General features: G+C 63.3%; 17 protein-coding genes and 3 rRNA genes. 10 read left to right on the plus strand and 10 right to left on the minus strand.

Features of this window, described 5'->3' with window-relative positions:
• Positions 1-121: 121 nt before the first annotated feature.
• On the minus strand, positions 122-292 hold the full coding sequence (locus tag Q8P38_06930) for a hypothetical protein (GenBank protein ID MDP4014334.1): 171 nt from the start codon (positions 290-292) through the stop codon (positions 122-124).
• Positions 293-297: 5 nt separating this feature from the next.
• Between Q8P38_06930 and Q8P38_06935 the strand changes: the two genes are divergently transcribed.
• A complete protein-coding gene (locus tag Q8P38_06935) occupies positions 298-534 on the plus strand; it encodes a hypothetical protein (GenBank protein ID MDP4014335.1) in 237 nt (78 codons plus the stop codon).
• Positions 535-721: 187 nt separating this feature from the next.
• On the plus strand, positions 722-1,075 hold the full coding sequence (locus tag Q8P38_06940) for a hypothetical protein (GenBank protein MDP4014336.1): 354 nt from the start codon (positions 722-724) through the stop codon (positions 1,073-1,075).
• Between the two features lie 98 nt (positions 1,076-1,173).
• On the opposite strand, the gene Q8P38_06945 is transcribed toward Q8P38_06940, so the two are convergent.
• Complete coding sequence (locus Q8P38_06945; protein ID MDP4014337.1) at positions 1,174-1,674, minus strand: hypothetical protein; 501 nt, start codon at positions 1,672-1,674, stop codon at positions 1,174-1,176.
• 104 nt (positions 1,675-1,778) lie between these two features.
• On the opposite strand from Q8P38_06945, the gene Q8P38_06950 reads away from it, so the two are divergent.
• Both Q8P38_06950 and Q8P38_06955 read left to right on the plus strand, forming a co-directional pair.
• The gene (locus Q8P38_06950; GenBank protein MDP4014338.1) at positions 1,779-2,279 is read left to right on the plus strand and encodes a GNAT family N-acetyltransferase; all 501 of its coding nucleotides are present in this window, start codon (positions 1,779-1,781) and stop codon (positions 2,277-2,279) included.
• Between the two features lie 45 nt (positions 2,280-2,324).
• Positions 2,325-2,648 carry a DUF1778 domain-containing protein gene (locus Q8P38_06955; GenBank protein MDP4014339.1) on the plus strand — a complete coding sequence of 108 codons (324 nt, stop codon included), beginning with the start codon at positions 2,325-2,327 and terminating at the stop codon, positions 2,646-2,648.
• 37 nt (positions 2,649-2,685) lie between these two features.
• Here the strand turns inward: Q8P38_06955 and Q8P38_06960 are convergent, their stop codons facing one another.
• The gene (locus tag Q8P38_06960; protein MDP4014340.1) at positions 2,686-3,147 is read right to left on the minus strand and encodes a hypothetical protein; all 462 of its coding nucleotides are present in this window, start codon (positions 3,145-3,147) and stop codon (positions 2,686-2,688) included.
• Between the two features lie 294 nt (positions 3,148-3,441).
• Between Q8P38_06960 and tyrS the strand changes: the two genes are divergently transcribed.
• From tyrS to Q8P38_06990, 6 genes are all read left to right on the plus strand, one after another.
• Positions 3,442-4,749 (plus strand): tyrosine--tRNA ligase, encoded by a 1,308-nt coding sequence (gene tyrS / locus Q8P38_06965; GenBank protein MDP4014341.1) that lies wholly within the window; start codon positions 3,442-3,444, stop codon positions 4,747-4,749.
• A gap of 432 nt (positions 4,750-5,181) precedes the next feature.
• A 16S ribosomal RNA gene (locus Q8P38_06970) occupies positions 5,182-6,703 on the plus strand.
• 328 nt (positions 6,704-7,031) lie between these two features.
• Positions 7,032-10,510: ribosomal RNA gene (locus tag Q8P38_06975) — 23S ribosomal RNA — on the plus strand.
• Between the two features lie 69 nt (positions 10,511-10,579).
• Positions 10,580-10,695 (plus strand): 5S ribosomal RNA (gene rrf, locus Q8P38_06980).
• The 16S, 23S and 5S rRNA genes sit together here, the layout of an rRNA operon.
• Before the next feature lie 81 nt (positions 10,696-10,776).
• Positions 10,777-11,544 (plus strand): hypothetical protein, encoded by a 768-nt coding sequence (locus tag Q8P38_06985; protein ID MDP4014342.1) that lies wholly within the window; start codon positions 10,777-10,779, stop codon positions 11,542-11,544.
• A 27-nt stretch (positions 11,545-11,571) separates the two neighbouring features.
• A complete protein-coding gene (locus tag Q8P38_06990; GenBank protein MDP4014343.1) occupies positions 11,572-12,615 on the plus strand; it encodes an HAD-IIA family hydrolase in 1,044 nt (347 codons plus the stop codon).
• Between the two features lie 318 nt (positions 12,616-12,933).
• On the opposite strand, the gene Q8P38_06995 is transcribed toward Q8P38_06990, so the two are convergent.
• The 7 genes from Q8P38_06995 to Q8P38_07025 form a co-directional block, all read right to left on the minus strand.
• Positions 12,934-13,518: a glycerol-3-phosphate acyltransferase gene (locus tag Q8P38_06995; GenBank protein MDP4014344.1), complete on the minus strand. Its 585-nt coding sequence runs from the start codon at positions 13,516-13,518 to the stop codon at positions 12,934-12,936.
• Positions 13,515-14,363 carry a DegV family protein gene (locus Q8P38_07000; protein MDP4014345.1) on the minus strand — a complete coding sequence of 283 codons (849 nt, stop codon included), beginning with the start codon at positions 14,361-14,363 and terminating at the stop codon, positions 13,515-13,517. Before Q8P38_07000 ends, Q8P38_06995 begins: the two co-directional genes overlap by 4 nt.
• Before the next feature lie 10 nt (positions 14,364-14,373).
• The gene (locus Q8P38_07005) at positions 14,374-15,921 is read right to left on the minus strand and encodes an AAA family ATPase (protein ID MDP4014346.1); all 1,548 of its coding nucleotides are present in this window, start codon (positions 15,919-15,921) and stop codon (positions 14,374-14,376) included.
• Between the two features lie 34 nt (positions 15,922-15,955).
• On the minus strand, positions 15,956-18,418 hold the full coding sequence (gene leuS / locus Q8P38_07010) for a leucine--tRNA ligase (protein ID MDP4014347.1): 2,463 nt from the start codon (positions 18,416-18,418) through the stop codon (positions 15,956-15,958).
• An 81-nt stretch (positions 18,419-18,499) separates the two neighbouring features.
• Complete coding sequence (locus tag Q8P38_07015) at positions 18,500-19,276, minus strand: SGNH/GDSL hydrolase family protein (protein MDP4014348.1); 777 nt, start codon at positions 19,274-19,276, stop codon at positions 18,500-18,502.
• A 13-nt stretch (positions 19,277-19,289) separates the two neighbouring features.
• Positions 19,290-20,453 (minus strand): GGDEF domain-containing protein, encoded by a 1,164-nt coding sequence (locus Q8P38_07020; GenBank protein MDP4014349.1) that lies wholly within the window; start codon positions 20,451-20,453, stop codon positions 19,290-19,292.
• A 151-nt stretch (positions 20,454-20,604) separates the two neighbouring features.
• Complete coding sequence (locus Q8P38_07025; protein ID MDP4014350.1) at positions 20,605-21,579, minus strand: GGDEF domain-containing protein; 975 nt, start codon at positions 21,577-21,579, stop codon at positions 20,605-20,607.
• Positions 21,580-21,582: the final 3 nt, after the last annotated feature.

Raw genomic sequence — 21,582 nt, forward strand, 5'->3', positions numbered from 1 at the left:
TCTTGGTCGACTTCCGAACATAGAGCCACGCCCCGTGTGCGCCTTACCCACCGGTCACCGTGTCGCCAGATCCGTTGCCCCGCACCGGTTCGGCACTCTCAGCGCCGAAACTCACCCACATTCATGCCGGGAGAGCCCGAAATGTCCGCTCCCAGATGCTCGCGGTATCAGCGGCGATGATTGATCGGATGCTGGCCCCGGCCGAGAAGGCGATGGCGATCAAGGGGGCGTTTGCGACCAAGGCCGGGTCGATGCTGCGCTCTTCCATCCCGATCCGGAGGGCCGGGGACACCAGTTATGGCAGACGCGGGTGCGCCAAGGTGGACACTGGCCCACTGCGGGGGCGGCCTGCTCGGCGAGTTCGCCTACACAGTCGACCTCACCGACGTTGTGACCGGCTGGACCAAGCCGGTAGCGATCAAGAACATGTCCCACCGCTGGATGGTCGCTGCGACGGACGAGATCACCGCCCGGCTACCGTTCGAACTGGTCGGGGGGGTACCGCTGCCCGTGAGGGGGACTGGAGTTCGATAACGGCAGCGAGTTCGTCAACCACGCCCTGATCCGCTGGGCTCAGGAACGCGACATCCATCTGACCCGGTCCCGGCCCGACAAGTCCAACGACAACGCCCACATCGATCAGAAGAACGGGGATCTGGCGCGCCGTGCGGCGTTCCACTACCGCTACGACACCGACGCGGAGCTCCTGCTGTTCAACGAGTTGTACGGCTTCCTGAGACTGCGGTTCAACCTGTTCACCGCCAACAACAAGGCCGCCGGATGGGTCACCCGGCCCAACGGCCAGAACGTGCGGATTCACAACATGCCCAGGAGCCTTTACCAGCGGGTCCTCGAATCCGGGACACTCACAGACGCCAAGCGCAATGAACTGATCGCATTGCGCGCTGCCACGAACCCCGCGAAGCTCACCCGTCTCCGAGCGGAGGTTGCCGAGTACGAGTTGCTGCGCTCGGAGTCGCCGAGCAACAGGTCCAGCGGTACGAGGCGACCGGGTACCGTGCCGCCAGCCTGGCCCGCGTCTGAGACGTCGCTGACGCCCTTGACATTACGATGACCGCACGCGCGGTGTTCGCCAAGACGAGCGTCGCTTGATCGAACGGGCCACCGCCGCCGCGCGCCCTCGGCCGGACCGACCCTGCCTCGAGGTACCCCTCAGTGCAGAATCGGCCCCGGCTGAGACAGCTGCTGGACCCTCATCGGCAGACGCTTCACCGGCTCGCCGTCGATCGAGATCACCCACGAGTAGATCTCCGGTCGCTCGAACCCCAGCCCGTTGATCGTGATCGCGAGTGACACCAGCTGCTCGTCCCCGGCCGGGAGCAGGGGAGGCCTTCCGACATTGAACGAACTGCCGATCTCGGTGACAGGTCTCGAGCCGTCCGCGGTGCGGTCCTCCCCGATCGGGATCCGCTCGCCGTCGGGTGACTCCAGATGCACGGTGAGGTTGTGGTTCTGATTGGTCTGCGTATAGGGCACGGAAATCGTCATGCCGAGCGCGAGGCGCGGGTGCTGGACGGGGAAGGACCCAGCGTAGATCGTGTTCCAGCCGATGCCGAGGGCGTAGATCTTCCCCTGCACGGCTTCTGCGGCGTCGGCCAGGAAGGCGTCGATCCGCATCGTGGTCATACCAGCGCTTCCCGAATCCAGATTCATGGTCCTAACGTATTCGGTGGCGGACCCGAGCGGCCGACAGGTCGGATGACTAGGCACGTAGGGGAAAGCGCCGCGCACGATCGCAGGCGCCGAGGAGGGGGAACGTGGACTTCATCGTTGAGCCGTTTCATCGTCGCTTCGATAGAAGGGCGTTTGATTCGGGACAACCTGCCCTGGATGAGTGGCTTCGTAGTCAAGCGGGGCAGCAAGACTGTCGGCACAACGCCCGCACGTTCCTGGCAGTCCTGGACAATCGCGTGATCGGCTACTACTCGACATTGACGTACCGACTCGATCTCGACGAAGTCGCCGCCGCCGTCGGTGCCGGAGCGCGTCAGTATCCGATACCGGCAGTCCTGCTCGCCAGGTTGGCCGTCGATCGGGAGTTCCAAGGTCATGGCGTGGGCAGCCGATTGCTGTTGGACGGACTGGCCAGGCTGGCATCCGTGTCAAGAGACATCGGCTTCGAGGTCGTGGTGGTCGATGCGCTCGATCAGGATGCGTCAGTGTTCTATCGCAGGTTCGGATTCCGAGCCTTCCAGCGCAAGCCGCTCAAGCTCTTCCTAGCGACGAAGGACCTGCGACGAACTTTTGGCCTAGCCTAGACAGGTACATACCAGGGACGTACAGTCGTGTGGGGAGTGATCGATGTGTCCAGTGAAGATCAAGCGGCGGATGCCGCCAAGTTGCGAAGCAAGCGCGTCAACATGCGACTTACGCCTGAGGCCTTCGAGACCATTAGGGATGCCGCGAGTGTCCAGCAGCAAGACCTGACTTCCTTCGTCCTGGGAGCATCGCTGGAACGTGCCCGCGGAATCCTCGCCGAAGACCGCATCCTTAGGCTGACCCCGCACGAGGTCCAGCAACTCGAGCAAGCCCTCGACCGGGAGCCCGAGGTGATCCCTCAACTCCAGGCCATGCTGCGACGGTTGGGCGAAACGTCGGACCGAGAACGCAACCAACCCGTCTCGTAGTCGGTTCGGCAGGGCCGGATCCCGGCCTCCCGCCGACCTAGGCCTCGTAACGGGCCCGGTTGGCCTCGACGAACTTCTTCGCCGCCGACATGATCATGTCCTGAACCTTCTCGGCTGCCTTCTTCTTCACGAAGCCAGGAGCCGGGGCGCTGTTGTCGGTGCGCAGGAAGATCTCGAACGTGCTCGTTCCGTCGCCGTTGTCGATGGCCGAGTACGTGCCCTCCTGGACTTTCTGCAGCTTGCTCGGATTTGGAAGCTTGTAGTGCATGACGTTTGGCTCGTACCAGTAGTGCATCTCGTAGGTCTCCTTGACCATCCCGAGAATCGAACTGGATAGCATCCCGCGCATAACGCGCCCCTCGTCATCGGACTCCAGCAGCTCGAACTTCTCCAGCATCGGAACCCATTCGGCCTCCGCTGCCACGTCCTGGCAGAACCTGCCGAGCACGTGTACGGGTACTTCGCAACTGATGCTGCATTCAACTGTTTGTTCACCCATGCGGGAAACGCTAGTGGCGCCAGCGGCTCCATGCAGGTCGAGTCGTGAGCGCGTGGCCGCTGCTACCTTCGGCGTCCGGGCTTCAGGCCCCGGCTGCTGCTCGCCAGTCGCCGCGGCGTGATCTTGTCGCGCAGCTGGCCAAATGGATCTTGTTACGAAATTGGCCAAACGTGTCCGCTTCGCGTCTCGCAAGTGGCCGGAATCGTCACAAGATCACGACCAGGCCCCTCGCGGCCCGGAATCTCCCGGCGACGCGATGCGTGGCTTGACGCGCGCGTCCGCCAAGATGGTCCCGTGGCGGACATCATCTCGGACCTGCGGTGGCGAGGGCTCATCGCGGACTCAACCGACATTGACCGCCTGCGCGCGGAGCTGGGCTCGGGGTCAATGTGTTTCTACTGCGGGTTCGACCCGACTGCGCCGAGCCTGCACCTGGGAAACCTGCTGCAGATTCTCATCATGCGGCGCCTGCAGCTCGCCGGTCACCGCCCGCTGGCATTGGTCGGCGGTGCCACGGGGCTGATCGGCGACCCAAAGGACACAGGCGAGCGATCGCTCAACGAGCGTGACGTCGTAGCGGGGTGGGCGGAGCGCGTGGACGCTCAGCTGCGCCAGTTCCTGGATTTCGACGGCCCGTCCGCCGCTCGGACGGTCAACAACTACGAATGGACGTCGAGCTTGGGCGCGGTTGAGTTCCTGCGCGAGATCGGCAAGCACTTCAGCGTGAACCGGATGCTGGACCGCGAGGCCGTGGCGGCCAGATTGGTCGGTCCAGGGATCTCATTCGCCGAGTTCAGCTACCAGTTGCTGCAGGCCAATGACTTCCTTGAGCTGTCCCGCTCCTACGGTTGCCGGCTCCAGACAGGGGGCTCGGACCAGTGGGGGAATCTGACCGCGGGCGTGGACCTTGTGCGTCGCGTGACCGGCGAACACGTGCACGCGATGACTTCGCCGCTGATGGTCAAGGCCGACGGGACGAAGTTCGGCAAGACCGAGTCCGGGACCGTGTGGCTGTCGGCTGACCTAACTTCCCCTTACGCGTTCTACCAGTTCTGGGTGAACGCCGATGACGACGACGCTGTCGCCTGGCTCAAGGCCTTCTCGCTGCGTCCTCGGCAGGAGATTGAGAATCTGGCTGCGGAGGTCGCCGAGCGTCCACAGCGGCGAGAAGCTCAGCGAGCTCTGGCTGAGGAGCTCACGACACTCGTGCACGGCGAGGATGCGAAGCGGGCTGTGGTGGCCGCCTCGCAGGCCCTGTTCGGCCGAGGTGATCTGACCGAGCTGAGCCCAGAGGTTCTCGACGCTGCTTTGACCGAGGCCCCTCACGTGCGCCTCGCGGCTGGGGATGCGGGCGAGTCGGGCCTTAGGTTCGTGGATGCGATGGCGCGGTCCGGGCTCGTGCCCGGCATCTCGGCGGCTAAGCGCGCGGTCGCGGAGGGGGGCGCCTACTTGAACAACGTTCGCGTCACCGATGGGGAGCGGATCATGAGCGCCGAAGACCTAGTGCACGGCAGGTGGCTGGTCGTGCGGCGGGGCCGTCGATCGTTCGCCGGCGTCGACGGGTCAGAAGCGTTGCGGAACAGGCCCGCTGACGTCGACTGACCGAAGCGGGTACGACGCGCGCTTGTCCAATCCGCTGGAGTGGCCGTGTCCGATTTGACCCAGTGCGCCTGGTTCCGTAGGCTTCGCGATTGTGCCCTGGAGGCCGCGAGGTCGGCCAGGGTGACATCCACCGGTCGGGATCTGATCCCGGCCTCTGAATCGGACAGCCAAGGGTTGACCCGGAGCGGAAGTGGATGTAAGGTAGGACAGTTGCCCCAAAAGACGGCCGGAAGGCTGGATTTCGGTGCGCGTCCGCTCCTTGAGAACTCAACAGCGTGCCGAAAGTCAATGCCAAAACAAACCCCGTCCGTGGGGGCCTTCCGAGGTTGCCACGGCGGATTCCTTTGGTATAGCGGTAGTGCACAGGCATTACCGCCGATGCCAGATCATCTACCTCCGGGTAGTTCAATGGCCCCTAGGGGCGATAGAGCATTCACGGAGAGTTTGATCCTGGCTCAGGACGAACGCTGGCGGCGTGCTTAACACATGCAAGTCGAACGGAGACCCCTTCTTCGGAAGGGCGATCAGTGGCGAACGGGTGAGTAACACGTGGGCAACCTGCCCCTCGCACTGGGATAACCTCGGGAAACCGGGGCTAATACCGGATATGACCAACACGGGCATCCGTGATGGTGGAAAGGATTCTGGCGAGGGATGGGCCCGCGGCCTATCAGCTAGTTGGTGGGGTAAAGGCCTACCAAGGCGATTACGGGTAGCCGGCCTGAGAGGGCGACCGGCCACACTGGGACTGAGACACGGCCCAGACTCCTACGGGAGGCAGCAGTGGGGAATATTGCGCAATGGGCGAAAGCCTGACGCAGCAACGCCGCGTGAGGGATGACGTACGTCGAGATGTAAACCTCTTTCAGCGGGGACGAAGCGAAAGTGACGGTACCCGCAGAAGAAGCACCGGCTAACTACGTGCCAGCAGCCGCGGTAATACGTAGGGTGCAAGCGTTGTCCGGAATTATTGGGCGTAAAGGGCTCGTAGGCGGTCTGTCGCGTCGGATGTGAAAACTCGGAGCTCAACTCCGGGCCTGCATACGATACGGGCAGACTAGAGTTCGGTAGGGGAGACTGGAACTCCTGGTGTAGCGGTGGAATGCGCAGATATCAGGAAGAACACCAATGGCGAAGGCAGGTCTCTGGGCCGATACTGACGCTGAGGAGCGAAAGCGTGGGGAGCGAACAGGATTAGATACCCTGGTAGTCCACGCTGTAAACGGTGGGCGCTAGGTGTGGGGAATTGTTTACATTTTCCGCGCCGCAGCTAACGCATTAAGCGCCCCGCCTGGGGAGTACGGCCGCAAGGCTAAAACTCAAAGGAATTGACGGGGGCCCGCACAAGCGGCGGAGCATGCGGCTCAATTCGATGCAACGCGAAGAACCTTACCTAGGCTTGACATATGGCGTTTACCGGTAGAGATATCGGGTCCTTCGGGGCGCCATACAGGTGGTGCATGGCTGTCGTCAGCTCGTGTCGTGAGATGTTGGGTTAAGTCCCGCAACGAGCGCAACCCTCGTTCTATGTTGCCAGCGGATAATGCCGGGGACTCATAGGAGACTGCCGGGGTCAACTCGGAGGAAGGTGGGGACGACGTCAAGTCATCATGCCCCTTATGTCTAGGGCTGCACGCATGCTACAATGGCCGGTACAAAGGGCTGCAATACCGTAAGGTGGAGCGAATCCCACAAAGCCGGTCTCAGTTCGGATTGGGGTCTGCAACTCGACCCCATGAAGTCGGAGTCGCTAGTAATCGCAGATCAGCAACGCTGCGGTGAATACGTTCCCGGGCCTTGTACACACCGCCCGTCACGTCACGAAAGTCGGTAACACCCGAAGCCGGTGGCCTAACCCTTTACTGGGAGGGAGCTGTCGAAGGTGGGACTGGCGATTGGGACGAAGTCGTAACAAGGTAGCCGTACCGGAAGGTGCGGCTGGATCACCTCCTTTCTAAGGAGCACCTGGTGCCGAGAGGCATCCAGAGCCGAGATGGCCGAATGAGCCATTTCGGAAGCTCAAGGGTAAACCATTGACCATTCGGCGATAATCAGTCTTTCTCCAGTACTGCCGCATTGCGGTGTGGAAAAGAGCCAGGCTGAGAGTCGCTTAGGCACGCTGTTGGGTCCTGAGGGAACGGGCAACCGTCCTCAAGGAACCGGCCTCAGGGCCGGGGGTAGTCATCTCGTCGAACAGCCGCCAAGCGGTATGCGACGAACCAGATGGCCAACCCGCCCGTATTTTGAGAACTGCACAGTGGACGCGAGCATCAAATCTTTGTGGCCAAGTTAGTAAGGGCACACGGTGGATGCCTAGGTACCAGGAGCCGATGAAGGACGTAGGAGGCTGCGATAAGCCTCGGGGAGCTGCCAACCGAGCTGTGATCCGGGGATGTCCGAATGGGGAAACCCGGCTGGGGTAATGCCCAGTCACTTGCGCCTGAATATATAGGGCGCTTAGAGGTAACGTGGGGAAGTGAAACATCTCAGTACCCACAGGAAGAGAAAACAAAAGTGATTCCGTAAGTAGTGGTGAGCGAAAGCGGAACAGGCTAAACCGGTCTCGTGTGATAGCCGCCAGGCGTTGCGAGATCGGGGTCGTGGGACGTGACAGAGGACTCTGGCGAGTTCTCAAGAAGTAAGAAATGTTCGTCGTAGTCAAAGGCTTTGGGAAGAGCCAGCATAGAGGGTAATACTCCCGTAGACGAAACGTCGGACACTTCTGTCGCGTATCCCAAGTAACACGGGGCCCGAGAAATCCCGTGTGAATCTGGCGGGACCACCCGCTAAGCCTAAATACTCCCTGGTGACCGATAGCGGACAAGTACCGTGAGGGAAAGGTGAAAAGTACCCCGGGAGGGGAGTGAAATAGAACCTGAAACCGTGTGCTTACAAGCCGTGGGAGCGTCGGGATCTTCGGATCCTCGTGACCGCGTGCCTTTTGAAGAATGAGCCTGCGAGTTAGTGGTGCGTGGCAAGGTTAACCCGTGTGGGGAAGCCGTAGCGAAAGCGAGTCCTAATAGGGCGATTCAGTCGCGTGCTCTAGACCCGAAGCGGAGTGATCTACCCATGGCCAGGGTGAAGCGCGAGTAAGACCGCGTGGAGGCCCGAACCCACCAATGTTGAAAAATTGGGGGATGAGCTGTGGGTAGGGGTGAAAGGCCAATCAAACTCCGTGATAGCTGGTTCTCCCCGAAATGCATTTAGGTGCAGCGTCGCGCGTTTCTTGCCGGAGGTAGAGCACTGGATGGTCTAAGGGGCCTAAAAGTCTACTGAAATCAGCCAAACTCCGAATGCCGGTAAGTTAGAGCGCGGCAGTGAGACTGCGGGGGATAAGCTTCGTAGTCGAAAGGGAAACAGCCCAGATCACCGATTAAGGCCCCCAAGCGTGTGCTAAGTGGAAAAGGATGTGGAGTCGCCCAGACAACCAGGAGGTTGGCTCAGAAGCAGCCACCCTTGAAAGAGTGCGTAATAGCTCACTGGTCAAGTGATTCCGCGCCGACAATGTAGCGGGGCTCAAGCACACCGCCGAAATCGTGACATTGACGCTTTGCCCGGCTTCCAGGATCCGTCCTGGTGGTCCAGGCGCGTTGATGGGTAGGGGAGCGTCGTGTGGCGAGAGAAGCGGCGGGGTGACCCAGCCGTGGACGCCACACGAGTGAGAATGCAGGCATGAGTAGCGAAAGACGGGTGAGAAACCCGTCCGCCGAATGACCAAGGGTTCCAGGGGCAGGCTAGTCCGCCCTGGGTAAGTCGGGACCTAAGGCGAGGCCGACAGGCGTAGTCGATGGACAACGGGTTGATATTCCCGTACCGGTGACATTACGACCCTGCCGAGCCCGAGGATGCTAAGCGCAGGAAACCGGAACCTCTTCGGAGGCGATGGTGGGCAGCGCGACCCAATCCGGTAGTAGGCAAGCGAAGGGGTGACGCAGGAGGGCAGTCCAACCGCGGCGATGGTTGACCGCGGGCAAGGTTGTAGGGCGAGACATAGGCAAATCCGTGTCTCACAAGCCTGAGAACCGATACCGAGCCGAACTAGGCGAAGTGGATGATCCCATGCTGCCGAGAAAAGCCTCTAGCGAGTAATGTAACCGCCCGTACCCCAAACCGACACAGGTGGTCAGGTAGAGAATACCAAGGCGATCGAGAAAACCGTGGTTAAGGAACTCGGCAAAATGCCCCCGTAACTTAGGGATAAGGGGGGCCATTTCCGGTGTAGGGACTTGCTCCCGAAGCTGGAGGTGGCCGCAGAGACTAGGCTGAAGCGACTGTTTATCAAAAACACAGGTCCGTGCGAAGTCGCAAGACGCAGTATACGGACTGACGCCTGCCCGGTGCTGGAACGTTAAGGGGACGGGTTAGCGCGCAAGCGCGAAGCTCTGAACTTAAGCGCCAGTAAACGGCGGTGGTAACTATAACCATCCTAAGGTAGGAAATCCTTGAGGGTCGTGCCTCAAGATCTGCCCGTTGCGGGAGTGATCCCGTAACTGCAGCTGGCTATATGCTGGGAACACCGTGCATCCGGCACTACCAACACTGTCGGACCTAGAGACTAGGTTCGAGCGTGGAGGTGACAATGTGTCCGGTGCGGTCAATCAGCAGGAAAGGCCAGGATTCGAGCAGTGGGTCGTCGGGTTCGTCGACGGGCAACCGTTGGTGTACCAAGCTCACTTACGCGGTAAGAAGCCGTCTCGTTTCTTGGAATCCTCAGAGGCCATACGCCAGCCACCTCGTTCGGCAACGAGGTGAAGATATGGTCCTAGCCCTATGGCGACATAGGGATTCGCTAGAGCGAAATTCCTTGTCGGGTAAGTTCCGACCTGCACGAATGGCGTAACGACTTCAGCGCTGTCTCAACCGCGGACTCGGCGAAATTGCACTACGAGTAAAGATGCTCGTTACGCGCGGCAGGACGGAAAGACCCCGGGACCTTTACTATAGCTTGGTATTGGTGGTCGGTTCGGTTTGTGTAGGATAGGTGGGAGACTGTGAAGCGGTGACGCCAGTTACCGTGGAGTCAATGTTGAAATACCACTCTGATCGTATTGGCTGTCTAACCTAGGTCCGTAATCCGGATCAGGGACAGTGCCTGGTGGGTAGTTTAACTGGGGCGGTTGCCTCCAAAAGAGTAACGGAGGCGCTCAAAGGTTCCCTCAGCCTGGTTGGCAATCAGGTGTCGAGTGCAAGTACACAAGGGAGCTTGACTGTGAGACTGACAGGTCGAGCAGGGACGAAAGTCGGAACTAGTGATCCGGCGCTGGCATGTGGAAGCGGCGTCGCTCAACGGATAAAAGGTACCCCGGGGATAACAGGCTAATCTTGCCCAAGAGTCCATATCGACGGCATGGTTTGGCACCTCGATGTCGGCTCGTCGCATCCTGGGGCTGGAGTAGGTCCCAAGGGTTGGGCTGTTCGCCCATTAAAGCGGCACGCGAGCTGGGTTCAGAACGTCGTGAGACAGTTCGGTCCCTATCCGCCGCGCGCGTAGGAGTCTTGAGAAGGGCTGTCCCTAGTACGAGAGGACCGGGACGGACGAACCTCTGGTGTGCCAGTTGTCCTGCCAAGGGCATGGCTGGTTGGCTACGTTCGGGAGGGATAACCGCTGAAAGCATCTAAGCGGGAAGCCTGCTTCAAGATGAGGACTCCCACAGGGTTGACCTGGTAAGGCCCCCAGTAGACGACTGGGTTGATAGGCCGGAGGTGGAAGCGCGGTAACGCGCGGAGCTGACCGGTACTAATAGGCCGAGGACTTGTCCACTCACAACTTGCGTCCACTGTGCGGTTCCCGAGATACGGTCGGGAATCCGAATTGATATCTCAATAGAGTTACGGCGGTCATAGCAGAGGGGAAACGCCCGGCTCCATTCCGAACCCGGAAGCTAAGCCCTCATGCGCCGATGGTACTGCGTGGGAAGCTGCGTGGGAGAGTAGGTGCCGCCGGACATTCTTTGGATGGGGGGTCACCTTGTGTGGCCCCCCATTTCTTTTCGCCAGGGGAAGGCCCCGTTGTTGTAGGGAGAGCGAGTGCCTGTATCAGACGTGGGAGAGGCAGATCGCCCTCACCGCGAAACTCGCGGCAGGCTCTCCCGTCCCCCCGTTGACGATGACGTGACGCTGGAGGAGCTGGATCGCGAAGTGCGCGGTCAGCTGGATACTTTGCCCGGCTCCCTCGCGGATTTGGTTGGCGGTCAGTTGGCCATGGCCGCGCGACTAGTCGACAGCGCACCCGATCTGGCGTTGGAGCACGCCCAGGCTGCGCGAGATCTTGCTCCGCGGGTCGCCTGCGCTCGCGAATCGGTTGCCGTCGCTGCGTACGCTTCCGGCGACTACTCGCTCGCCGCGCGGGAGGCTCGGACAGTAAGGCGTATGACAGGCGATGAGGGTTGGCTCGCCGTGATCGCCGACTGCGAACGAGGTCTGGGGCATCCGGAGAAGGCCCTGGACATGCTGACCGGCGATGCGATCTCCAACCTGAAGCCGCCGACCCGTGCGGAGGCGCTGATTGTCCTGTCCGGAGCACGCGCTGACATGGGTCAGGATGAGGCGGCTCTCGCTGTACTAGATGACCCGCTGCTGCGGGTCCGCGAGCGATCCGAGTGGGTCGCCCGCCTCCGGTTCGCCTATGCCGAGGCGCTGTTGAGGCTCGGCCGGGAGCAGGAGGCCCTGCGGTGGCTGCGCCTCGCCTCGGCTGGCGACCCAGAAGGGCTGACAGGGGCGGGCAACCGTCTCGCTGAACTTGAGGGTGTCGAGATCGTGGACGTTCTGGACAGCTCGCAGGAGGACGAGGTCTGACGGCCTTCCGCGTGGCACGATCTAGTAGTGCCCGCAGCCACGACGTTGATTCAGAGCCACGACGCGGTGCTGGTCGACTTGGACGGCGTGGTTTATGTGGGCGGACATGAAGTGCCCCACGCGAGTGCGTCGCTTCACGCGGTCGGCACGTCAGGAGTGCATCTGTGTTTCGTCACGAACAACGCTTCGCGAACCCCGCGGAAAGTGGCGGAACAGCTAAACGGATTCGGGCTCGACATCTCAGCGGATGAGGTCGTCACGTCCGCCCAAGCGGGAGCGGAACTGGTTGCGAGCATGCTGCCGCCCGGTGCCGCCGTCTTGGCCGTCGGGGGACCCGGAGTCGCGGCCGCTCTGCTGGAGCGGGGGCTGCGACCGGTCGACGCTCAGGGCAGCGACAGTCCGCTGGACGCGGGCAGTGTCTCGGCGGTACTTCAAGGATTCGGGCGACAGCTGAACTGGCTCGCCCTGGCGCGCGGGGCGCAAGCGGTTCACACCGGCGTTCCCTGGATAGCTACGAACGACGACATGACGGTGCCGACGGAGTACGGGATCGTTCCCGGAAACGGGACCATGGTCGCGGCGGTCGCCGCCGCCACTGGACGCCGACCCACCGTAGTTGGCAAGCCTCATGCCGCCTTACTCCAAGAAGCCGTCCGGAGAACTGGATCGCGTTCCCCCCTCGTTATCGGGGACCGGCTGGACACCGACATCGAAGGTGCTCACCACGCTGGGCTGCCGTCGCTTCTTGTGCTGACTGGGGTGAGCAGGACCCTGGACCTGTGGCGAGCCCCATCTGACCGCCGCCCGGATCACGTTGGTACTGACCTGCGCGCGCTGCTCCGCCCGGCGCTGTCCGTAGAGATGTTCTCCGACTCCGCTGAGTGCGGGGGTGCCGTTGCGGCAATGCAGGATGGCCGGTTGGTCGTCACTTGGACGGGGGATCCAGCAGCGGCCGTCATAGCCGCGGCCCACCTGATCTGGCAGCAGGAATCCGAGCTGGCTGGGCTTGCGGAAGAGGCTGAGCGGTTGGATGCCGCCGTCGCGCTGGCGATCAACAACCCGGGGCACTAGATCCGGAGGCCCCGACCCCCCCGCCGACCGACCAGTAGCGTCGGATTCCGCCGTCAGTGGTCCCCCAGCACACGCGAATATGTCCTTCCGCCCCCGCAGAAGCGGCCGCTAATGACAAACGCACCCGTTGCTGAAAGAAACTCCCGTTGAAACGGGCGCGCCTGTACCCAAACATTCGCGTTTGTCGGGAACGGCCGCTTCGACCGAGGATGCGGGGCGGCGGGGCGGCGTGGCGGCGGGGCGGCTGGGCAGCGGGGCAGCGGGGCAGCGGGGCGGCGGGTCGGCAGGGACAGATTCCGCGACGCCGCCTGGCCCTGGTCAAGTCCGGGAACGCCAGTCGCGCCAGGCCGCGACGATGTTCTTGTAATGACGCACCACAACGAGCAAGGCAAGCAAGACTCCGAAGGTCCTGGAGTCCCAGTCGCCGGTAAGGACAGCGCAGACCAGCAGCACCAGGGCAGCGATTATCGAACCAATGCCGACACGGCGGGTCACGCCGAACCCCACCCCGAAGCCAATGAGTACGGGAATCGCCCATAGAGGCTGGGCCCCGAGGATAGCGCCGAGCGTCGTCGCTGTTCCCTTCCCGCCCCGGCCCCTCAAGAAAGGAGATGTGATGTGACCAAGTACCGCGGCCAGTCCAGCCACTTCAGCGGCGACTGGCCCGATCTGCGCGAACGCGATGGCGGGTATGAAGCCCTTCAGAATGTCCAGCACGCCGACCAGCACGCCAGTCCGCACACCCAGCGCCCGGCCCACATTGGTCGCCCCGGGATTGCCCGACCCCGTTTCGCGCAGGCTGACACCCTTCGCTCGAGCGATCAGCGCCGCCGGACTGATCGACCCAAGCGCGTATCCGATGAGAAACGCCAACGCGTAGATCCACGGACCAGAAGTGTTCATGCCGGTTCTGCTGGAGATACCACGACCGCCAGAGTGCCGGGACCGACGTGCGAGCCGACCACGGCCCCGACATCGCCGAGCTTCACGTCAGCATCTGGAAGCCGATCGCGCAACCTCTCGGCCAGATGGGATGCACGGTCCATCGCGTCTAGGTGCTGAACGCCAACAAGACTCGGACCGGATGCCGCGGCCGCCACGGCGAGCTCCTCGAGTCTGGCAATCGCCTTGCTCGTAGTTCGAACCTTCTCCATCGGCTGAACGCGCCCATCCTCAAGGCGCAGGATCGGCTTGACCGCTAGGGCGTGACCGATCAGCCGACCCGCCGGTCCCACGCGTCCGCCGCGACGCAGATAGTCCAACGTATCGACGTAGAACAGCACGTGACTGCGCCTGGCCACCGACGAAATCCTGTCGGCGACAACCTCCGCGTCCTCTCCAAGTGCCGCGAGACGAGCACCCGCCGCAACCGCGAACCCCAATCCCAAGACGACCGAACGGCTGTCAACGACTGAAACGGGAACTGGTGACTTCTCAGCCGCCAGCACCGCGGCCTCGCACGTTCCGGACAGCTCGGCAGACATATGAGCCGACACGATCTGCTCCGCGCCGGCATCGGCCGCGTCCTGATACACGTCCAGGAAGTGGGCAGGAGTAGGCCGCGATGTCGAAACCGCGACACGATCACGCAGCGCCTCGGCAACCCGATCCGGCGTGATCTCCACTCCCTCGTCGAAGCTGTGACCCCCGACTACTACGTGCACAGGAACCACACGAATGCCCAGTTCCCTCACGACCTCGAACGGCAGTGTGCTTGTTGAGTCAGTGACTACGGCTACGCGATGCATGATGGCAAGGCTACGCACGCCCAGTGCTCGGGCGGTATCGGTATTGGCGCTGAGCCCGGTCGATGGCGCCCAGTCCTCGTTCAGCGCCGACTCGCGGGTCGGCGTTCGTGGCAATGCGCTCGGCCTCGGGCCAAGGGTCCGTCAGCCGCGCCATGGCCCGGAACACGCCAACGTCGGCCTCAGACTCGTCCGCCGCTGATCTCGCGCGGATGCGCGCCTCGGCTACATCGGTTGGAGCGTGACACTCAAGGGCGATCAGATCCGCCGATGCCTTGCCCGCCAGATCCATCGCCGCCTGGCGATGCCTCTGGCTGGACCATGACGCGTCAAGGACGACATCCTCGCCCAGCGCGAGCAGATGCCCGGCTTGACGAAGCATCTCCTCATACACCTGGTCGACGAACTTGGCCTGGTAGCGGCCGCGTCCGAAACCATGGCTCTCCTCGGCCCGCGGTATCCCCGCGATCCGGTTGCGAACCACATCGCTTCGCAGCAGCACCGGGCCGTCAGCCGCCGCGGACAGTTCGCGAGCCAGAGTCGTCTTGCCCGTCCCCGGCAACCCACCGACAAGGATCAGCCTGACTTGCGCTTCTCCCAGGTGGCTGCGCGCGAGGTCCAGGTGACCGCGAGCGTGTCGGCGGGCCACCGCGTCGCCCATCTCAGCCCTGATACACCCGACTTTGGCGCGAACAAGCGCTCGATAGCCGATCCAGTGGTGTTCCAGGGACTTCGGCCAAGTGTCACCGGACTGCCGTTTGTAGGCGCTCAGAAAGTCCTGTGCGACGTCTGGCCGCCCCAGCCATTCGAGGTCCATGGCGAGGAAGCCGACGTCATCCAGCACGTCACCCCAGCGAAGTTCGTCGTCGAACTCCAGGCAGTCGATCATGCGAGGACCGTCCGGCATGCAGAACACCTGATCGGCGCGAAGGTCACCGTGTCCGTCCCGGATCCGGCCCGACGTCAAGCGCGACTCCAACAGTTCGTGGCGTCCGGCAAGGTACCGATGAGCGAGCGCATCGATCTCAGCGACGGACTCCGCGTCAACGACTGTCCCCACGTACTGCGAGATTCCGGCGACTTCAGCATCCCAGAGAGCGCGGACCCCACCGGGAGACGCGACCTGGCAGATCTGAGGGGATGTGGCCGCCGCGGCATGGAACTCGGCCATTCGTGCCGCGACAGCATCGACGCAGCTTGCCGCCCTGTCCGCACGCAACAGCGAATCCAGCCGGTTCGCATCCGGCAACCTGATCATCTCCACCGCGTGATCCACAATCACCCCGGTCTCTGATGTGATCGGCACGACCCCCAGGTAGACATCCGGCGCGAGACGAGTGTTGAGCCGCACCTCTCTTTCGCAGACATTCAACCTGAGCTGCGGGGTCGACAAATCCACGAACGAGTAGCGGACCGGCTTCTTCATCTTGAACACGCGGTCGCGCGTGAGAGCCACAACTGAAGCGTGCGTTTCGCGGAATTCAGCCGACAGGCCGCGGCGGGCGAGCCAGTCCTTCAGCACGTCCCGAGCGGTTGGACTATCCGCGCTTGACGCTGACATCTGCAGTCCTCTCCGCGAAGCCATGCCGCCGACATCAGCCCGGGACGATATTCACCAGGCGAGGGGCGCGCACGATCACGCGTGCGGGGGGATGGCCGTCGAGCGCTCTGGCAACCGCCGCGGATCCCAGCGCGAGGCCCTCCAGCTCCGACTCGCTGATGTTCGGTGCCACGTCGATGCGGTCGCGGATCTTGCCCGCGACCTGCACGACACATGTCACGGTCTCCCTCAACACCAGCGCCGGATCTACAGCGGGCCACCCCGCCCGTGCCACCGTCGGCTCATGGCCTAGGGCCTGCCACATGTCCTCCGCCGTGTACGGCGCCACGAGCGACAGCACTATGGCGACCGCCTCAACGCCCTCCCGCACAGCCGCGTCATCCGGGCCCGGTCCGGAGTCGACGGCCTTGCGTAAGACGTTGACCAGCTCCATCACCCGCGCGACCGCGACGTTGAAGCGGAAGGACTCAACGGCTGTGGCGGCATCCGACACCGCGCGGTGGGTGCTCTTGCGCACATCCAAGTTCCCCTGAGCGGGGTCACTCCCCGGGTTGCTGGTCACGTCCTGCGCCAGGCGCCACGCGCGGGCCAGGAACCGCTTGGCTCCAGCCGGAGACACTTCCGACCAGTCGATGTCATCCTCCGGCGGGCCCGCGAACACCATGGTCAGCCGCACCGCGTCTACGCCGTGCGCGCTCAGCTCGTCGGACAATCGCACTAGGTTTCCGCGGGACTTCGACATGGCCGACCCGTCCATGATCACCATGCCCTGGTTCAGCAGGCGTGTGAACGGCTCGGTGAACTCGACCATCCCCATGTCGTAGAGGACCTTGGTGAAGAACCGCGCGTAGAGCAGGTGCATGATCGCGTGGGTTACGCCTCCGACGTACTGGTCCACGGGCAGCCACTTGCGCGCCTGGTCAGGGTCGAAGGGTGCCTTGTCGTAGGTGGGGTCCAGGTAGCGCAGGAAGTACCAGGACGAATCCACGAACGTGTCCATCGTGTCCGGGTCCCGCGTGGCGGGTCCGCCGCATCGCGGACAAGCCACGCTGGCCCAATCAGTGGCACCGCCGAGCGGGGACACGCCCTTCGGCTTCAGATCCAACCCGGCGGCGTCAGGCAGCGCCACGGGCAGCTCGTTCTCCGGTACGGGAACCTCGCCGTGGTCCGGGCAGTGGACTATGGGGATGGGCGCGCCCCAGTATCGCTGGCGTGAGATCAGCCAGTCGCGCAGCCGGTAGTTGACCGCGCCCCGACCCCGGCCCAGCCGCTCCAGCAGTTCGATCGCGGCAGCGATCGCCTCGTCCTTGCCGAGTCCGTCCAGCGGGCCAGAGTTGACGTGCGGACCGTCATCGGCAGTGGCGACTCCAGTGCGTGCTGGATCATCACCGGCCGCGACAACCATGCGGACCGGCAGATCGAACTGCCTGGCGAAGTCCAGGTCCCGCTGGTCGTGAGCGGGAACGGCCATGATCGCTCCGGTGCCGTAGTCAGCCAGAACGTAGTCACTGGCCCAAACAGGCAACCGTTCACCGTTCACCGGATTGATCGCGTGGCGGTGTAGGAACACCCCGGTCTTGGCGCGCTCGGTGCTCATCCGGTCCAGGTCGCTGACGTGCTTTACCCGCTCCAGGTACTCAGTGAACTCAGCTTCGGCGGCGGTTCCGGCTGCCAGCTCGGCCGCCAGATCACTGTCGGCCGCCACGACGAAGAACGTCGCACCCCACAAGGTGTCCGGCCGGGTGGTGTAAACGGTCACCGGATCTGTTCTGCCAACGATCTCGAACTCGACCTCGGCCCCGGTTGATCGCCCGATCCAGTTGCGCTGCATCAGCAGCACCTTGTCCGGCCAGCTGCCTTCCAGCTGCTCCATGTCAGCCAGCAGCCGGTCAGCGTAGTCAGTGATCCTCAGGTACCACTGGGTGAGCTTCTTCTTGGTAACCGACGTATCGCATCGTTCGCAGCGTCCATCCACTACCTGCTCGTTCGCCAGCACTGTCTGGCAGTTCGGGCACCAGTTCACGCTACTGGCCTTGCGATACGCCAGTCCTCGTTCGAACATCTTCAGGAACAGCCACTGGTTCCACCGGTAGTACTCCGGGTCGCACGTGTTCAGGACGCGGTCCCAGTCGAACGAGCACGCGTAGCGACGCATGGACGCCATCTGCTGCGCGATGTTGTCGTAGGTCCACTGCCCGGGATCTACCCCACGCTTGATCGCGGCGTTCTCCGCCGGCAACCCGAACGCGTCCCACCCGATCGGATGCAGGACGTTGCGTCCCCGCTGCACCCAATACCGCGCGACGACGTCGCCCAGGGCGTACGCCTCGGCGTGACCCATGTGCAGGTCTCCCGAAGGGTAGGGGAACATGTCCAGCACGTACATGCGTCGGCGTTGATCGTCGTGGTCTCCCGAGCGGAACGCCCGCAGCTCGTCCCATACCGGCAACCACTTGTCCTGGATCGACTCGGGGTCGAACTCCGGGGCTGCCGACATTGGCGCTCCTCCTATCGGTAGCTGTGCTGTCCGAGGTCGGCCGGTGAGACTACTCCCTGGCGCGAGCCCCAAACCAGCATTCTACTGAGCCTGTGGCACGGCCTCTGACTCCCCGACTGTCGTCACGGCCGGCCAGCCCGCGCGAACGAAAGCGTCCGCCGTCGCGCGCCCGATCCTGTCGTGTGTGTTCCAGCCCCAGTGCATGCCATCGACGTTGTTCAGCCCCGCCGCTAGGTCAACGCCCACTAGGTCATCCATGGGAACTGGCCCGACGCCCTGACGCAGGCACCAAGCATCGGCCGCCTGGACGGCGTCAGCGTGATGCCGTTGGGAGGGATAGCGATCCGAGTCGTAGGGACCTGGCAGATGACGAACAATCGGCACATCTGGCCTGAAGACGCGGATCGCATCCACCATCCTCGACAAGTAGTGCTGCGTCGCCGCTGTAGGCAGCTGCGCCAGTCGGCCACCGGAAGCCCGGATGATGGCCGGCGCCGTTCCCAGGTAGGTCCGTCGCACCCGCCTTCGCAGCCATCCCGGCCTCACGTAAGCGATCCCTTCGCGCAGCCAGGTTGGCAGCGCCGCGGGCAACTGATCCATGTGCCCGACTGACAACAGGATTCCCGTAGCTCTGGGAAGCTCGACCCCCCATACGACCGGGTCCTTGGTCAAGGCCCACCACGCGTCGCGAGCGGTCATGCCCGGGCGAGCGACGAGATCCACAGCGACGCCCGGTCCTAGATGTCTTGCGCATACGTTCGGGTGAAGCTTCGGCTCCGTCGGCGGTTCGACCTGCCCAGGGCCATGGAAAGCCGTCGAGTCCGCGAAGACCAGCAGGTACCTCGAAGCGGAGGTCACTGGAGATTGCGCGTCACGGCACTGGATCCGCGCACTGCTTCGCCCTTCGCGACCGTCGGCGGCAGTACATGTCCTGATCGGCTCGCTCCAGGAGCTGATCCAGCGTCTCGTCATGCCAGGGCATGTGCACGACTTGTCCCGCGGACACGAATGGGTGCCATAGACCGGATCCGGCCAGCCTGTTGTCCGCCAGGCTCAGGATTCCCCCTTCCCACCGCGCAGCGGCGGGTGGGGGGACCCCCAGGCGTTTCTCCATGTCAGCCACGTCGGGCCCGGTCCCCAATCCCAAGACCACGAACTCATCGCCGCCCCAGCGGGCCAGGACGTCCGACTCGCGAAACATCAGGCGCAGGGAGTTCGCTACGGCCAGCAGGACATTGTCACCCTGATCATGTCCGAGGCGGTCATTCACGTCTTTCAGGCCATCTACGTCGATGAACGTGCAACACACGGGCTCGCGCGTCCGTCGGCCAAGGGCCAACATCTCATCGCCCACGACCAGCAACCCGCGACGATTGAACAAACCGGTGAGCACGTCATGCACCGCTTCGGCCTCGGCCTGTGCTAATGCTCCGGCGAGCGCCAGCAAGGCTCTGGCCCGCATGACGTTGATCGCGACCGCGATGAGCGTGGCGGCCAGCATGGCAATCAGCCAACTTCCGAGGTCGGCAAGATTGGGGACCCACGCGATCACCGCCAGCCACATGGTCCACAGCCCAACCTGGACCCCCACGACCCATCCCGGACGGCGCAGGACGGCCCCCGCGACGACCACGAGGAGCTGCAGGTACATGGTTGGGGCCAGCGATCCGGTCGCGGCCATCGAGAACACCAGACTGACGGCTGACCCCAGGATCGCCCCGGCGGCAACGGCGTGGGCTCGTTCGAGCTGGACGTTGCGGCGCGACAAGACAATGGCCGCCAATAGGGCGATCATCCCGCAAACGATTCCGAGGCCGGCGCTCACGAAACCCAGGAACGAGCCGACCGGTCGCGGGCTCACAAGCGCCGACAGGACGAGCAGCAATCCGAGTGCCCCCATCAGCAGGGGCAGAGCCGACATGGTCGACACGTCGCCGCGTTCCGTCGCGAGGTCAGCGGAACCCTGCGGCTCGAGCGCGGCCAGCGACGCGACCTCCAGGTCCGCGCCGGTCAAATCCGGCTCCATTAGGTCCATAGGTCCACCCCCCGGCTTGCCGCCCAACATGGCTTCTACTCGACTCCTACCTGCAATTCAACCTACTCCCAGATCCGAGCGAGCACCGGGTCCGACATGGCCGACGTTTCACGCCAGGAACGGGGCCGTGATCTTCAGTGTCGGAGTCAGATCACTGAGCTGGGTCCTTCGTCCCCCGAATCCTCTGCCGCCGTCGACGGCTGTACATGTCCTGATCGGCTCTGCCGAGGATCTCGTCGAAAGTCTCGTCCTTCCACGGCATGTGGATTGCCCGTCCCACTGACACAGTCGTCTTCCATACCCCGGACGCGGCCAGTTCGGTGCTCGCAAGGCGAGTGACCAGGCGCTTCTCGGTGTCGGCCACATATGACCCAGGCCCGAGCCCGAGGACCACGAACTCGTCCCCACCCCAGCGAGCCAGGACATCCGATTCGCGCGATACCGAGCGCAAGGACTCCGCCACAGCCCTGAGGACTTCATCCCCACAATCGTGCCCGAGGCGGTCATTCACGATCTTGAGCGAATCGACGTCGACAAATGTGCAGGAAACCGGCTCACGATTCCGCCTGGCTAGGGCCAGCATCTCCTCGCCCACGACCTGAAGGCCCCGCCTGTTGAACAGGCCCGTGAGGACGTCATGAACGGCCTGCGTCTCGGCCTGTTCCAGCGCGCAGTTCAGCGCCTTCGACGCCTTGAACCTCATCGTGTTGATGGCCACCGCGATAACGGTGGCGGACATCATCGCCAGCAGCCAACTTCCCAGATGGGGGTCAGCGGGAACCCATGCCACTGCGATAAGCCACGTGACCCACAAGCCCACCTCCACGAGAGCCATTGCCGCGAATGTGCCCAGTGCTCCACCCGCGACCACCACGAGCAGCTCGGTGAACATCGTCTGGTCGAGGTCTCCGCCAACCGCGATGGCCAAATCTAGGCACAACCCAGACCCGACAATCACGACCGCCGCGACGACTGGGGCGCGCCCCTGCCGCACGTCGTGGTGCACGAGCGCCCACGCAGCGAGCAGCAGCGCGATCCCGCCTGTGGCGCAAAGCCCGGTGCATAGGATCTTGGGAAGCGTGTCAATCGCGTGCGGCCTGAGAAGGGACGACAGGACTAGCAGCAACCC

Source organism: Candidatus Nanopelagicales bacterium (assembly GCA_030700225.1).
GTDB lineage: Bacteria > Actinomycetota > Actinomycetes > S36-B12.